Here is a 16,170-nt window from a genome sequence, read left to right on the forward strand (position 1 = left end):
TGAAATGAATGGGAAGATAAATATATCAATTTTACAATTCATATTAATGGTATTTGGCGTTCAAATCGGCATAGGCATGTTAGCCCTTCCTCGTGAATTAGCGAATAAATCTGGTACGAGTAGTTGGATTGCAATTATTTTTGGTGGGATTATTTGTACAATTATTAGTATTACTTTTATCAAAATAAGAGAAAAGGCACCAACAAAAAGTTTCGTTGACTTTTTTACTTTTTATTTAGGAAAAATACTTGGAAAAATCATTGTATTTTTATTTTCCATTTATTTTCTGTCTATGGGATATACGGTAATCGTAAGAACGATTCTTTATATTCAATCTTACATACTTCAACAAACTAGTTTAACGATTGTATTATTAATATTTTTAGTTCCAACATTTCAACTTGTGTCTGGTGGAGTGCATTTAATTGCTAAATATATTGAAACGATTTTTCCTATTATCGTATTTGTATTATTAATGCTTCTTTTTACATTAAAAGATATGAATATATATTTTATTTTGCCAATCATCAAAGATGGGTGGCTTCCAATTTTTAAAACGATCCCTACTACAACAATGTCGTTTTTAGGGATTGAAGTTATTTTTATTATTTATCCTTATTTAAAAGAAAAAGAAAAGGCAATAAAGGGAGTTATTATTGCGAATGCAATGAGTACTTTTACATATTTATTTGTGACGTTAATTTGTTTTGTTGTTTATAGTCCTTATGAAATATCAAGAATTTATGAGCCTGTCATCGATATTTTAAGTGTTCTTGAATTTCAATACGTCGAAAGACTAGATTTCGTGTTATTATCTTTGTTTTTATTGGTAATTTCAAAGACCTGGGTAACTTATTTGTGGGTGGGAATGTGTGGGATCTCTGAATTATTTAAATTAAAAGGATACATACTTGTTCTATTTATCCTTTTTCTTGTATTTGTATTGATGAGTTACATATTCATTCCTACCTTCACAACGACGAATATTTGGATCAAGTATATTACAATTACTGGAATTTGCATTATTATAGGAATGCCTATCATTTTATGGTTAGGTGGTTTATTCAAAAAAAAATTTAGGGTGAATAAAGGTTGAAGCTTTTTCAAGTATGCATACTTAGTATTTTCTTAATAATTGGTGTAACAGGTTGTAGGGATAAAATGAATATAGAAGATATAACAATGTCATTATTATTAGGTATAGATGTAAATGAAGAAGGTAAAGTTGAAATGTATATGTCTAGCCCTGTCTTTAGTGAAGAAGCTAAAGAAAAAAATGAACATTTTGAAGTGAAAACTTTGTCAATGAAAGAAGCAAGAAATTACTTTGATACGATGGCAACCGGAATTACTTCTGGTGGTAAGGTCCAAGCTATATTAATCGGTTCAAAGGTGATTGAACATAAAAACTGGTATTCAACTTTAGATTTTCTATATAGAGATCCGAAGTTGAGACTAAACGCAGATATCATTTTTGTGAATGGTCCAGTATCAGATGTTTTTAATCTTGATTTAAAAGATAAACCAAGACTATCAATTTTTTTACCACAATTATTACAAACTGCAAACTTTAGGGATGTTGCTGTAAGAACTTCATTACGAAAGTATTATCAAATGTATTATGAAAAAGGTATCACACCATTTGCACCGGAACTCAGTATAGTGGAAAATAATTTAAAGATGACTGGAACGACATTATTAAATGACCAGAATTTGTATAGTAAGACATTATCAATGAAAGAAACACAGTTCTTCAAAATATTAAATGATAAAGTAGAAGGACAGTTATCATTAACATTAGCTTTAGATAAATTTAAAAAAGATGATGTTGATATTTTTAAAGAAAATGCAGTTAGTTTTTATGTGAAGGATATTAGAAGAAAGATTCATAAAAAATATAAAAATGGTCAATATCAATATAATATCAAACTCAAAATGCCAATTGTGATAAATGAATCGCCAATAAAGTTAAATGATCAAACTGAAAAATCTCTGGCAGTTGAAATTGAAAAAAAATTAGAGAAGAATTTAAACGATTTAGTTACATCATTCCAGGAAGGGAAGGTAGATCCTTTAGGCTTAGGAATCTATGCATCAGCGTTTAATCATTCAGTATGGAAGAAAAATGATGATAAATGGATTTCATTTTATAAAAAAGCTAATATTAAAGTAAATGTTGAAATTATTATCTTTGATAAAGGTATATCAATGTAAAAAAGGTATTGTTCTGATAGAACAGTACCTTTTATTATGTTTCAATTAAGCTTCACAGTTCTTGTATCACTAATATTTCCACTTGAATCTTTGGCATAAACCTTGATTGACATTCCTTTTTTGGGACTTGGTATCTTCAATTGATAATTTCCAGTTGAGTTGGTTGTAGTCGTATATATTTTATTGTCTAATTCTATAAAAACAGTAACAAATTTTTCTGATGTTCCAGAAAGTAAATGAATCGATTGTGTTATTGGATTAATTGTTGGAGTTGTTGGAGCAGTTTTATCTAACACAATTGTTTCGGTCGATGCCTCTTCATAAAATGAATTTTTACTTTTTACATTAACAGTAAGCTTTTTACCTGCTAACTGCTTGTTAATCATAATGTTAAAGTTCCCGGATTGATTCGCAATACCTTTGGCGATTGTATCGGTTCCTGAATGAATACTGACAATTGCATTACCTTGTGTAAAACCACTAATTTTTAAGCTTTTATCAGACACAGTACTTACAAAAGGTGTGGTAATTGGTTTTGTCACAATGTAATTTGTACCATCAGATAAAGTAATTCGATATTGATCTGCAACTAAGGAAAATTGTGAGACTGTTGTTAGAGAAGTACTAATACTAGTAAAATATTGAATATTTTTACCACTAGATTCAAAATCTAATTGTTTAATAGGAAAAATTTCATTAAAAGTTGTTGATGCAAAACCACGGATTGGATTCATTTGTCCATAAAATTCTTTTAATGAAGATGGATGATGCTGTTTCATCGTGATGGAGTTATGTAAGATAACTGTATTTGGATCTATTGTTTTTGTAGGAATATTTTTTCCGATATTAAAGACTTGATTTGCAATATGTTGAGTATCAGAGAGGACTTCGTCTTGTATTAATGTAATTTTCTTTTCTTTTAAGTAAATGATGGTTCGATAAATAGTTACTCCAGAATAAATAGTATGTTCACCAGTCATGATGACACTGTCTTTATTTTCTACTACATTAGAAATTTTTGATTTTCCTGCGTTATCTGATGTAATTGGATATGATTTACCATCAATGGTGACAACGTTGTGAGCAAAGGTTGTACGTAAATATTTTTGAACAGCTTCTCTTGTGTTGTAATTATATTTGCCACTATCTATGAAAATGTCTTGTCCATTTTGAGAAAAAAGGAATGATAAATCATCTGCATGCTTATGAACAACGCTAAAATTACTTGCTGAAAAGACGATAGATGAAGTATCATTTCCCCAGCCATCACGAATGATAGCGAGTGAATCAGATATGTTAGAAACAAGCGGAGGTTGCTTTCCTTTTTCTCCTCTGGTTATGACATATTCAAATTCAGGGTCAAGAACAGAATAAGAGTTAGTAATTGGTGCAGGCGCATAATCTGAATCTCCTAAACCAGGTAATCTAAAGTCGGATAAAACAATTTTTGAAAATGCGTTTTGACCTTTTAAGACTAATTGTGACAATTCTGGATCCCCAGCAATTTTATTAATATCTTCAATTAAGTTCATCACTAGTAAAAAATATAGAGGACTATGCTCTTTATGTAAACCTTCTGGGGTGAAGTCTTTTATCATATGCTGCTTCGTTCGATATAAAGCATGTTCCTTCCAATCAGAGCTAGTTGAAAATTCTGGAAAATAAGAGGCCAATTCAATTAAAGATCGATCTTCATAGATACCATGGTTTGAACGGAAGTTATAGAATTTGTCATCGTTTAAGACAACACCATGTTTTCTAATGATAACTTTTAAATAGTTTTGAAACTCTTTAGTTGCAATAGGTGAACTCACATAGTAGTGGTAAAAATACATTAGATTATTCGTCCGGTTCGCCATTGCATGTGACTCATATGTATAAGAATCTGTAGCTTTTTCAGGGGAATAATTCACTTTCCAAAAAGATTGGATCATCCCTAATCCATAAGTTAAGTATTTTGGATCATTTGTCATTTCATAAGCATTAGTTAAATAGCTTAAAGCATCCAAGCTCTGGTAATATAATCGCCAGGTTGTACTTTTGTAAGGATCTTCTTTCCAACTTATAGGAGTCGTTATCTTATAAGCTGGATAATTAGGAGAAACAAATAATTCCCCATCTAATATTTTTTCTGCATATTTCAATGTGTTATCCGAAACAGCACTTCTCTTTGTTATGTATATTTCCTTATTCTCTTCTGCAAATGTTTGTAATGAAGATGATATCAAAATAACCAAGGTTAAAAAAGTACATAGTATCTGTTTCATAAACCCTCCATTTAATGAATATTCTAACTATTTATTATACAACAAATATAGAATACATACTTATATGAAATGATGGAAACAGTCGAAAAAAAGTGGAAAAAGTAGATTCAATGAACTATTTTATCACCAAAATGTTTTTGCTAAAAAAAGAAATTAATCACCATGCTAATTTGTTTCGGTTGGTTTTCTTTTAAATAGATAAAAGAGTAATGTTGTGACGATAAAACAAAGTACAAATTGGACTAGATTTGTATGAGTAAAAAAAGTGGAAGGGGACTTAAATAAATTCTTTACGCCATTTAATCCATATAAAAACCAAATAATTAGGTGATATAAGACAATACTTGTAAGTATGCCCTGTTTAATCCAACTTGGAATACTTAGCCAGTGCTCTACTAAATTCAATACGAAAACCCCATTCTACAAAATAGTTAGTATCAATTTAAACATTTTCTGCGGAAATATAATTCATGTTATCTAATTATAGCATTCCAAATAAACCCGAAGATGTATAAGTGAACTTATTTTTAAAAGAGTCATAGAAATTTTATGTTAAAATATATTTAATATTTTGAAAGATTGGGAGAAAAGAGATATGTTACTACATAAAATTGATGAAGAAGTTTCATTAAGAATGTTTAATGAAGATGACGCTGAAGAATTTCACAATCTAACGATTCGTTCGAAAGCATATTTGAGAGAATGGTTAGGCTGGCTCGATTATGTTGAAGGTGTAGAAGATACGGCTCAAAATATTAAATCAAGATTAAATGAATATGTAGAAAATAGGGGATATCCTAAATCGTTTGCGATTATTTACAAAGGGAAAATCGCAGGTACAATTGGATTTAATGACATTAATAGAGCGAGTAAAATTGGTGAAGTTGGCTATTGGTTGGGTGAACAATTTCAAGGGGAAGGAGTCATGACAAAAGCACTTAATGCATTGATTCATTATGGCTTTGAAGAATTAGGTCTTAATCGTATTCAGATTAAAGTTGCAGTAGAAAATAAAAAAAGTAAAGCACTGCCAGAACGCTTAGGCTTTACTCAAGAAGGCATTATTAGACAAGCAGAATGGTTATATGATCATTATGTAGACCATGTGTTATATGGACTTTTGGTTAATGAATGGAAAGAAAACGTTAAGTAATGAGAATTTCATAACAAGTGGCAACTAATTGACATACTCATTAGTTGCCATTTTGTTTTATGTTGCCTATCACTTTCTTTTTTTTACAATCATTCGTAAACCATTCTTAGGACGAAGGGTAATGAGAGGTTCTGCTTCGACCTTATGATGATCTGAGACAAGCTCAAACGAATAGTGTTTTACTAATGTTGCGAGTACTAATGTTGCCTCCATGATGGCAAAATGGTTCCCTATACAAACACGTGGCCCACCGCCAAATGGGAAATATACAAATTCAGGAACACCTTGCACTTTACCATTCTGAAAACGTTCTGGCATAAATTCATCTGCATTTGAAAAATACTTTTCAGAGCGATGCATGATATACGAACTCATCATGACTGTTTCACCTTTACGGATTTTATAATTTCCGATTATTACGTCATCTATTGCTTTTCTACTGATTAGCCAAGCGGGAGGGTAGAGACGCATACTTTCCCAAATGATTTGCTGCGTATAGATTAAGTCTTTCATAGAATCATAATCTGCTCGTTTTTTACTAAGAACACGATCAACCTCTTCGTATAAGAGTTTAGCTTTTTCAGGGTGTTGGGAAATCAGATATAGGCACCATGACAATGCATTTGCTGTTGTTTCATGACCAGCAAGGAAAATCGTCATTGCTTCATCCCTTAATTGTTGATTCGTCATTCCTTCATTTGATTCTTCATCTCTTGCTCGCATTAGCACATCTAATAAATCATTTTGTGTGTCTGAGTTACTCCGCTTTTCTATGATTTCAAATAATACATCATCTATTTTCTTTATCGCATCAGTTAGTGATTTATTTTGTGGTGTTTTCAAAGCTAAGGGAGATTTTAAGACTGAGCGGATTCGCTTTGTTGCTATATTCATAATAACATCAAAGTGCTGTCCAACTTTTTCATAACCTTGTTTCATGTCCATACTAAACATTGTTTTGGCAATAATAGCTAATGTGAGTTCCATCATATCTCTGCTAGTGAGACGTTCTTCTTCGTCTTTCCAAGACGAGATAAACTCCTCCGTAACCATCGTCATTTTCTCAGCATATGTTTGTACATGCTGTTTTGTAAAAGAAGGCTGAATTAATCTACGCTGCTTCATATGGAAATCATCTTCGCTGGTCAATAATCCTTCTCCGAGTAACGTTTTCATTTCTTGAAATGGTCTTGATTTATGAAAAGATTGTTGTTTAGAAACTAGTACTTCCTTAATAAGGTCTGGCTCTAAAAGTAAATGGATTTTACGATGAGCAAATCGAAAAGAGACAATCGTTTCATATTGATGATAAAGATCACTTAAAAATAGTAGAGGGTCTTTTCGAAACTCATTTAAATGACCTAATGGTGAAAAAGAAGCCAGTCCTTTTACTTCAAGCATATCGTTTCACTCCAATCAGGAAAGTTTTTTCACAGATATTCCTATTATATTAACGATATGTTGTAACTCATGCTATCCATCGGTATCTTTCATAACATGTCTTTAATTCTTAATTGAAAAACCCCTAAAGTAATTGTTTAGGGGACAAAAAAAATTGGTCAATGATTTGTTTAATGAATGTCTCTATCGATTATTAAAATATACAGATAATGCATCTTTCATATGTTCGAAGTCTCCACTTGTTTGAATCTTATAATGGTCGCCACTTAGAGCAGAAGAAAAATCATGAATTCCTTGAATTCGTAAAAAGTCTTCAATATCTGATAGCTTTTCTCCGGCACTTTTTAATGTTTTGTGTCCGACAAACTCATTATTTACATACACTTCATATGTATCCTCATTTAATTTTACATTGTTCTCTGAATCTAAATTTACACCTACAATTGAAAATGGATAACCGTCGCTCGGATTTTCTGTACTCACTTTGGATTCCTCCATAACATTTTTAGTATTACGTTTTCCTTATTAGAGTTGAATTATGCTGGTATTGGACAAAAGTGACTATGATGATCATTTAAAAAAAGAAAAAACTCGCCAGGAATAGCGAGTTTTGTAAGTTTGTTCTAATTCAATTAAGCTGCTTGTTTGCTAATTTCTGGTACCATTTTTTGTTTTCGATCGTGTAGGAAATAGTAAATAACAGTAGTTACTAAAACAATTATCGCAGATAAAAGGTACATTGAATGGAAAGAAGTTTTTGCAGTGACAATTCCAAGTACGAATGAACCTAATCCAATACCGATATCAAAAAACATAAAATAAGTGGCTGTTGCCATTCCTTTTCTTGCAGGAGCTGCAGTATTAATCGCTAATGTCTGGAAGCTTGGTGCGATTGAACCATAACCTAAACCAATTAACACGGCTGAAAGTAAAAAGATGGAAGGGATATTTGAAAATCCTAACACGATCAGTCCAATTGAAAATATAATGATGCCAGGATAAATGATGATATTTTCGCCTTTACGGTCAAATAATTTACCAGTAAAAGGTCGTGACATTAATACGACAACCGCATAAACGATAAAGAAAAAGCTAGCGATTTCTACAAATCCTAATTCATTCGCATAAAGAGTAATAAATGACATGATACTACTATAACCAAACGAAATAAATGCTGCTGTTAATGAGATTGGTAAAGCTTTTCGTTCAATTAAATTAGAAATTCGTATTGGAGTTTTCGTACTAATGCTTTGTTTTGGGATGTTTGTCGTCATTCCGAACACAAAGGATAGAATTCCAAATATACCACAAACTAAAAATAAAATAGAAAAACTGAAATGGTTCATAAATGTGATCCCTAAAAAGGGACCAAATACCATCGCTAAAATCATTGCCGAGCTAAAATAACTCATACCTTCTCCTCGTCGTTTAGGAGGTATGATTTCTGCTACAATTGTACCTAATGCTGTTGTGGCTAATCCAAATGAAATTCCTTGAATAAAACGAAGTGTAAGTAATCCGAAGAAATTGTTCACGATTAAATATAAAAATGTAGTGATTGCAAAGAAAGCTAATGAAGATATCAATATTTTTCTTCTTCCAATTGTATCAAGCCAAATACCACAAAAAGGTCTGATAATCACTGCTGAAATCAGGAATACTGTGATAACAAGGCCAACCTGACTTTGTTTTTGACCTAAATCATTTAGTACATAGATAGGCAATGTTGCTGTTAATGTATAGAAAACTAAGAATGCAAAGAAAGCACTTAAGCTAACGCTAATAAAATCCTTTGTCCATAAACGTTCATTCAATTAAAATTCCCCCAGTTGTCTCTCCTTCAGATGCTTTCATATTGTTCATCATTTTTTGAAAAACTTGATGTGCAATCTCAAGCTCTTCATCGGATATATCTTTTATCACTTCATTTTCAAACGAAATGATTTTCTCTTGCCAATCGTCAATTTGATTGATTGCCTTTTCGGTAAGGTGAATCATTTTTTCTCTTTTATCGCTACCTTCTTTTCGAACAATTAAATCAAGACTCTCCATTCTGCACAAAGTTCTTGTTAATGTAGGTGGCTCAATATTCAAATTCGAACAGATTGTACGTTGTGTACATGGTCCATGGACGTTAATGTAGCGTATAACAGACCATTGAGCTAAATATAATCCTGTCGGAACAAGATTTTCATTAAATGATTTTGAAAATTGGCGTGTAACTTGATTAAGTGAAAAAAAGAAAGGCTGACGATTTCGCATAATGATTCTCCTAATAATTAAATATAGTTAGCTAGCTAATTAATTTAGTTGTCTAGCTAATTATATTTAAAATTGTAGGGATTGTCTAGTGTTCTAAACTTGAAATGATGATCTGTTAAGTTCGTTGGTGTTTTGTTTTTTATGAAGATATGTGATAGTTTCCACTACAGGACTCGCTTCCCGTGGGGTAGGAGGTGAGCCTCCTGGAAAAGGTGGCATGCTAAAACCACGGCGTCCTGTCGTAACGCATGCATGACCCTCATCCTATGTGCAACCTGTGGGATCTTTAGCTGTCCCAAAACTCTCACAGGAGACGAGCACCTTTCGTTCCAATCAACCATGAAATAAAAAGGTGCTTAAAAACCAAAATAAAGCATCTCAATTTAATTGTTTATTTCATTTAATACTTTGAATTATATCCAAAATAAGTTTTCAATTTATGCTTCATCGCTTCCTTATTATCAGCAAACTGCTTGTGACGATGTCCGTTCCCACCTGATGTATGAGGAAATCCGTGTAGGATTGAGTCTGAATCCAAATAGCTGTTATCTTCAAGGAAGGTTAAGACTTTGGAGACATTTACGCCTAAAGGGATAATGAGTGGATGATGAAGTCTCGTAATTTCATTCGCAAAATTTTGGATGATGTATTTCCTTAGTAATTCAGTATTAATTATATTTGGTGTTGACCCATTATAGTTTTTACCCTTATAGAAGACAGGATAAGTAATCACTGATGTAGTCTGAACTAAATTGCTAGCTGTGCTAAAAAGCTCACTTGTTGATGAGATTCCTAAGTAGTTATGTAATTGTAATTCATCTAACATGGCAATCAAATTTTTGCGCATTGGCCCTTCGAAGCTAGACTGTTTTTTGACCTCGTGAAGAATGAGTTCATCGCTTGCGGGATTTTCTTTAAAGCTAGCTACTGTTGAATAAGCTCGCTTCATTTGATGTAAACCGGGGGTAATCCCGACAATCAAAACCTTTGCTTGTTCATTGATGTACTCAAATGGAGCGTAATAAATTTCTAAATGTTTCTTATCATCTTGATCGAGTAAAAACTGTTCATTCTTTAAGGAATTGTCTTCAAGTGGAGTTGATAAATTAAAAATATGTTTTTTATATGTATCAAATAATGAATAGGGTGCGATTGTCAAAGAAACGTCCTCCATTTTGTATGTCATTCTATTTCATACTATTTTATTCTTTATACTACTATTGACTAGGGTTGGCAAATCAATAAGTATAAACTGAAACAAAAAACCGCTGAGATAGGACTCAGCGGTCTGATGCTTATTTGTCAGTTGATAAGAAATTATAAATATTTGCTTCACCAGATCCATAAAGTGCATCTGCTCCGGATTTTCCATAATCAGTTGCACTTTTTCTAATCGCAGCAGCTACTTGAGAAGGTGAGTATTCAGGATGAGCGGCTTTAATAACTCCAGCAATACCAGCAACTTTTGGTGCTGCCATAGAAGTTCCATGTAAATATGAATATCCATGCCATTTTCCATCGCTAAATTGAGTAGTTGCATTTCCTCCACCTACTGGATATGAAGGATACGTAGACAAAGTACGGTACGTAAAGTCACGTTTATTTAAATAGTTTCCTGCTGGGTTTTGACGATACAGGCTATCATATAATGGTCCATTATCTCCACCTGGAGCTGCAACGTCAATTGCACTTCCATAGTTAGAATAGAAGGCGATGCTGTTTGTTGACCATTCATTTGAAGAAGAAACAGTAATTACACCAGGAATTTGTGCAGGAACTACACGAGATGGACCTTTAATATCTAGACCATAAGTTGCTTTCCAGTAAGCTTGCATATCATGTAAATTGTTAAAATCTTTTGAGTCATTTCCAGCAGATACAACTACCGTAACTCCTTTTTTAATCGCGTATTGGATCGCGCGGTGGTAGGCAACCATTGAAGCAGAATCACCTTTTTCATCTAAGTTATGAGCCATCCAACGCCATCCACCAATTGACATATTAATGACTTCAACACCATCGTTTGCTGCTGAAACAATCGCATCCGTAATCCAAGATTGTTGAGCTCCACCAGTTGCTCCAAATACACGATAAGCTCGAACCGTTAAATTCGGTCCTACTCCTTTAACTACACCATTTGCAGCAATTGAACCAGCAACATGTGTCCCATGACCATTTTGGTCCCATGCATTTGTTGTACCAGGTACAAATGTTTTTGAACCTGCAAGGTCAGCGTTATCCTTTAAATCTGGATGACCAAAATCAATTCCTGTATCAATTACAGCAACAACTGTGTCATGATTTCCTGAATTTATTTTGTACGAGTCGCCATCATGCGTTAAACGCTGCATGTCCCATTGTTTATCCCAATAACTAGTAGCATTTGCATCCAATGTTACCTTACCACCATCTGGTGTACCAGGGGTGAAATTAAGGGAATCATCGGGATCTTTTTCTAAATATGCTTCAAGCTCTTTACCAGCAGACGTGATATTTGTATCATTTTTTATATTTGTAAGGAAGGCAGAATCAGCTGATGCAACCTCAACAATTCCAATTTCTTCGATAATTCGTTCAACTGTACCTCCAGCTTTTGAAATAGTATCAGAGAAATTACTAGGTAGATTTCCCTTATATGCTAATACGTAATGTACCTGTTCGGGTGCAGCCTTAACTTTAGTTGTTTGCGTCCCAACAAGCAAAGAAAATGATAAAGCAGAACAAATTGATAAAAAAGCTAATTTCTTTTTCATTTACATTCCCCTTTATTACTCATATTAACGTGAATCACGTATGACTAGATTTTAATACAAGCTCTTAAGGGCGTTTGTCGAAATAAGATAGCAGTTTTAGTAAAAAAACTGACAAAAATTTTAATGAGTAATTCTTTCATTTTAGGAACAGTAGCAGTAGGAATAATGACTTCAACTTGTAGCACGTTAAAATGTAAGGTATCATTATAAATGACAGAAAATTAAGAATTCAAACAACTCAATCTACATAAATTGATATTCTTTTTAAATTAAGTAAATTGTGAGGTGTTAGAAATGCAAAAATACGATGCAATCGTTGTAGGTGCTGGTTTAGCAGGTTTAGTAGCAACTGCCGAAATTGCAGATGCAGGGAAGAAAGTGTTGCTATTAGATCAAGAACCAGAAGCTTCATTAGGTGGACAGGCTTGGTGGTCATTTGGTGGTTTATTTTTAGTCGATACGCCAGAACAAAGAAGACTTGGTATTAAGGATTCTAAGGAACTCGCATGGCAAGATTGGCTTGGAACAGCGGGATTTGACCGTGAAGAGGATGAGGATTATTGGGGCAAGAAGTGGGCAGAGGCATATGTCGATTTTGCAGCAGGAGAAAAAAGATCATGGCTATATAATATGGGCGTTCGTTTTTTTCCAGTTGTAGGGTGGGCTGAACGTGGCGGTTATCTTGCTGAAGGTCATGGCAATTCGGTTCCACGTTTCCATGTAGTTTGGGGAACTGGTCCGGGAGTGGTCGCTCCTTTTGAAAAAAGAGTCAGAGAACATATGAAAAATGGTTTAGTAGATTATCGGCCACGGCATCGTATTGATCAATTACTAACTCAGGATGGTGCAGTTGTTGGTGTTAGCGGGGCTATACTTGAAGAAAGTAGTGCAAAACGTGGGGAAGATAGTTCACGTGTTGAAATTGGTGAATTTGCGTTTGGAGCACAGTCAGTATTAGTTTCGAGTGGTGGAATTGGCGCAAACTTTGATTTAATTCGTCAAAATTGGCCGAGTCGATTGGGTCAAGCACCTAATAAAATGATTTCAGGTGTTCCAGCACATGTTGATGGGCGAATGCTAGCAATTACTGAAAAGGCAGGTGGACGAATCGTCAATCGCGATCGAATGTGGCATTATACAGAAGGGTTGAAAAACTGGAACCCAGTATGGTCTAATCATGGAATTCGTATTCTTCCGGGACCTTCATCAATTTGGTTAGATGCGCGTGGTCAAAGATTACCAGCACCGAATTTTCCAGGCTTTGACACTTTAGGTACACTAGAAACAATTCAAAAAACAGGTTTTGATTACTCATGGTTCATTTTAACGAAAAAAATCATTCAAAAAGAATTTGCCCTATCTGGTTCCGAGCAAAATCCAGATTTAACTGGAAAAAGCATTAAACAAGTGATCGGCAGAGCAACAGCGGGTATTCCAGGTCCAGTTAAAGCATTTATGGAAAAAGGTGAAGACTTCGTAATTGCAGATTCACTAGAAGAGCTAGTAAAGGGAATGAATCAATTAACTGGAGAAAATTACATACAATTTGAAGAAATTGAGCGTCAGTTAAAAGCGCGTGATCGTGAGATAGATAATAAATTCACTAAGGATTTGCAAATTACAGCACTAAGAGGAGCTCGTAATTATATAGGCGATAAATTAATTCGAGTAGCACCACCTCATAAGATTTTAGATCCAAATAATGGTCCTCTTATAGCTGTTCGGCTAAATATAGTCAGTCGGAAAACATTAGGCGGTCTTCAAACGAATCTTGATGGTAGCGTGCTAAATGAATCAGGTAATGTGATTCCTGGATTATATGCTGCAGGTGAAGTTTCAGGATTTGGTGGCGGTGGTGTACATGGGTACCGATCAATGGAAGGAACATTTCTTGGTGGTTGCTTGTTCTCTGGCAGACAAGCTGGTCGCGCGATTGGAAGAAAATAAATAGAAGTAGGATGAAGTGGAGGCGAGCAATTCGTTCTTCACTTTTTTATGATGAGTAAAATAATTGTAAGGATTATGAATCAATGCGATGATTTAAATGTCGATAAGTGAAAAGCGAAAGGAGGCATTCGGCGTTGAGTACTTTTCAATATGAAGTGTTTTTAGAGGTTGTTGAAACTGGGAGTTTTACGAAAGCAGGCGAAAAGTTAGGCCTTACTCAATCAGGTGTGAGTCATAACATTTTGACACTTGAAACAGAATTAGGTGTTGTACTTCTTCATCGAAACCGCAATGGAATATCCTTATCAGATGCAGGTGAAAGATTGATTCCTTATATTCGTGAAATCATTCAAACTGCCAAACGATTAGAACAAGAAGCAGCACTCATACAAGGTATTGAAATAGGAACTATTAAAATCGGAAGCTTCCCAAGTTTTTCGTCGAAGTTTCTTCCTGGTGTGATAAAAGATTTTCAGAAAATTTACGAAGGCATTAAGATAGAACTGTTCGAAGGTGATTACGGACATATAAAAAAATGGTTGACACAAGGAACAATTGATCTTGGTTTTTTACCCTTACCAATTCAGGATTTTGAAACAATTCCATTACGAAAAGATCAATTATTTGTATTTCTTCATGATCATCATCATTTAAGTACTTTAGAAAAATTGAACGTAGCTACATTACAAAATGAATCTTTTATAATGCCTAAATCAGGCTGCGAGATTTTAGTAAAAGGATTATTTAAAGAGCATCACATCGTACCAAATATTGTATTTGAAATTGAAGATAACCAAACAATCATCTCGATGGTAGAAGAAGAAATCGGTTTGACGATTCTACCAGAGTTGGTATGTCCGAAGCATTTCTCAAATACAAAAGTGATTCCACTTGATCAAGAAGTGTATCGTGAAATTGGATTAGTGATAAAATCAATGAAGCAAGCCTCACCATCCGTTAAGAAATTTATTGAAATTATAAAGAAAAATATAACAGCTTGAATTGAAAACTAAAAAATGGATTTAATTCAAGCTGCTTTTTTTTATAGCGTTAAAATGCCTCTAATTGTAATCGTTGCTTTCCCTGCGACTTTAATTTTTGCAGTATCATTCTCAGGGATAACAGTAATGTATAAAGTTCCTGGTCTGCCAATCGCATGTCCCTGGGCAACCTTCAAGTTTGTTGTTTCATTTTTTGAGATAATCCCTTCTAAAAAGAGAAAGCCTGCTAATGCACCATTTGCTGCTCCAGTTACAGGATCCTCATTAATCCCTATACCTGGTGCGAAATCTCTCGTGTATATATCATATTCATTATTTGTATTAAATGTATAAAGATGAGTCGTACTGATCTGATATTCCTTATTATGTTTGGCTAGAGAAGAAAAATCTGGATCTGCAGCATCAATATCCTCTTTATTTTTCATCGGAACAAGCAAATGCCAGTTACCTGTACTTGCTAATTTAATCGGAAGGTTTACGTCAATACTCTCTTCTTTCACTCCGATGAGAGAACTAAGCGCATCAAGTTGTATCTCAAATCCTTTTGTTTTAGGGGCAACTTGTGTCATTTCAACAGTCTTTATTTTTCCGTTTTCTAAATGCCATATAACAGGGATATGACCTACATTTGTTTCTAAAACGATACCATCTTTCTCATCTGCTAAGCCCATTTCTGTTGCAAGTAACCAAGTTAATCCTACTGTCGCATGACCACAAAAATTAATTTCCTCAGCAGGAGTAAAATATCTCACTTTATAATCAGCAGCTTCATCCGTTGATGGTAATAAAAAAACTGATTCTGGTAAATTTAATTCTTTCGCGATATTTTGCATTTCAGACTCTGTTAGTTTTTCAGCATCTAAAATCACCCCAGCAGTATTCCCACCAAACTTCTCTGATGTAAATGCATCCACATGATAAACACGAATTTCCTTCATTTGAATATCCCCTTTCAAACTCCTTTGATAGTTCTATCATATGACTGGAGGTACTATTAGTAAAATGAATCTTTCTTATGTATTGGATTAGAAAAACTGATTTATTGATGGAAGGGGGAGCGTTATTTGATGAGTAGGAGAAAGTCTCTCTTTTTATTTAGGTATGTGGTAGATAGTTGAACAGGAATAGTGGATAATTGAGAAGAAATATTTAATTAATTGATAACAATAAGT

The 16,170-nt window shown here is 33.8% G+C and carries 14 protein-coding genes; 5 read left to right on the plus strand and 9 right to left on the minus strand.

The features are described from left to right. Positions 1-4 precede the first annotated feature (4 nt). Entirely contained in the window at positions 5-1,096 is a 1,092-nt protein-coding gene (locus ACX6U0_RS09335; RefSeq protein ID WP_464959681.1) for a GerAB/ArcD/ProY family transporter, read from the plus strand. Beyond that, on the plus strand, positions 1,093-2,214 hold the full coding sequence (locus ACX6U0_RS09340) for a Ger(x)C family spore germination protein (RefSeq protein ID WP_464959682.1): 1,122 nt from the start codon (positions 1,093-1,095) through the stop codon (positions 2,212-2,214). Before ACX6U0_RS09335 ends, ACX6U0_RS09340 begins: the two co-directional genes overlap by 4 nt. Before the next feature lie 41 nt (positions 2,215-2,255). Here ACX6U0_RS09340 and ACX6U0_RS09345 read toward each other — a convergent pair whose 3' ends face one another. Beyond that, a complete protein-coding gene (locus tag ACX6U0_RS09345) occupies positions 2,256-4,481 on the minus strand; it encodes a heparinase II/III domain-containing protein (RefSeq protein ID WP_464959683.1) in 2,226 nt (741 codons plus the stop codon). Positions 4,482-4,646: 165 nt separating this feature from the next. After that, entirely contained in the window at positions 4,647-4,886 is a 240-nt protein-coding gene (locus ACX6U0_RS09350) for a hypothetical protein (RefSeq protein WP_464959684.1), read from the minus strand. A 190-nt stretch (positions 4,887-5,076) separates the two neighbouring features. On the opposite strand from ACX6U0_RS09350, the gene ACX6U0_RS09355 reads away from it, so the two are divergent. After that, complete coding sequence (locus ACX6U0_RS09355; RefSeq protein ID WP_464959685.1) at positions 5,077-5,634, plus strand: GNAT family N-acetyltransferase; 558 nt, start codon at positions 5,077-5,079, stop codon at positions 5,632-5,634. A gap of 69 nt (positions 5,635-5,703) precedes the next feature. Here the strand turns inward: ACX6U0_RS09355 and ACX6U0_RS09360 are convergent, their stop codons facing one another. The 6 genes from ACX6U0_RS09360 to ACX6U0_RS09385 all read right to left on the minus strand — a co-directional run bounded on the left by ACX6U0_RS09360 (position 5,704) and on the right by ACX6U0_RS09385 (position 12,050). Continuing rightward, positions 5,704-7,035: a cytochrome P450 gene (locus tag ACX6U0_RS09360; protein WP_464959686.1), complete on the minus strand. Its 1,332-nt coding sequence runs from the start codon at positions 7,033-7,035 to the stop codon at positions 5,704-5,706. 183 nt (positions 7,036-7,218) lie between these two features. After that, complete coding sequence (locus ACX6U0_RS09365) at positions 7,219-7,518, minus strand: hypothetical protein (RefSeq protein WP_464959687.1); 300 nt, start codon at positions 7,516-7,518, stop codon at positions 7,219-7,221. 149 nt (positions 7,519-7,667) lie between these two features. Then, complete coding sequence (locus ACX6U0_RS09370; RefSeq protein WP_464959688.1) at positions 7,668-8,849, minus strand: MFS transporter; 1,182 nt, start codon at positions 8,847-8,849, stop codon at positions 7,668-7,670. Further along, the gene (locus ACX6U0_RS09375) at positions 8,842-9,297 is read right to left on the minus strand and encodes a MarR family winged helix-turn-helix transcriptional regulator (RefSeq protein ID WP_464959689.1); all 456 of its coding nucleotides are present in this window, start codon (positions 9,295-9,297) and stop codon (positions 8,842-8,844) included. The genes ACX6U0_RS09370 and ACX6U0_RS09375 overlap by 8 nt, the downstream gene beginning before the upstream one ends. A 400-nt stretch (positions 9,298-9,697) precedes the next feature. After that, the gene (locus ACX6U0_RS09380; RefSeq protein ID WP_464959690.1) at positions 9,698-10,456 is read right to left on the minus strand and encodes a hypothetical protein; all 759 of its coding nucleotides are present in this window, start codon (positions 10,454-10,456) and stop codon (positions 9,698-9,700) included. Between the two features lie 136 nt (positions 10,457-10,592). Further along, positions 10,593-12,050, minus strand: coding sequence for a S8 family peptidase (locus ACX6U0_RS09385; RefSeq protein ID WP_464959691.1), 1,458 nt, complete (start codon positions 12,048-12,050; stop codon positions 10,593-10,595). 294 nt (positions 12,051-12,344) lie between these two features. On the opposite strand from ACX6U0_RS09385, the gene ACX6U0_RS09390 reads away from it, so the two are divergent. Together ACX6U0_RS09390 and ACX6U0_RS09395 are read left to right on the plus strand one after the other, a co-directional pair. Continuing rightward, positions 12,345-13,997 (plus strand): FAD-binding dehydrogenase, encoded by a 1,653-nt coding sequence (locus ACX6U0_RS09390; protein WP_464959692.1) that lies wholly within the window; start codon positions 12,345-12,347, stop codon positions 13,995-13,997. Between the two features lie 134 nt (positions 13,998-14,131). After that, complete coding sequence (locus ACX6U0_RS09395; protein WP_464959693.1) at positions 14,132-14,998, plus strand: LysR family transcriptional regulator; 867 nt, start codon at positions 14,132-14,134, stop codon at positions 14,996-14,998. Positions 14,999-15,039: 41 nt separating this feature from the next. Here ACX6U0_RS09395 and ACX6U0_RS09400 read toward each other — a convergent pair whose 3' ends face one another. Continuing rightward, positions 15,040-15,936, minus strand: coding sequence for a PhzF family phenazine biosynthesis protein (locus ACX6U0_RS09400; protein ID WP_464959694.1), 897 nt, complete (start codon positions 15,934-15,936; stop codon positions 15,040-15,042). Positions 15,937-16,170: the final 234 nt, after the last annotated feature.

Source organism: Gottfriedia sp. ABJ_BB2_2, assembly GCF_055484705.1.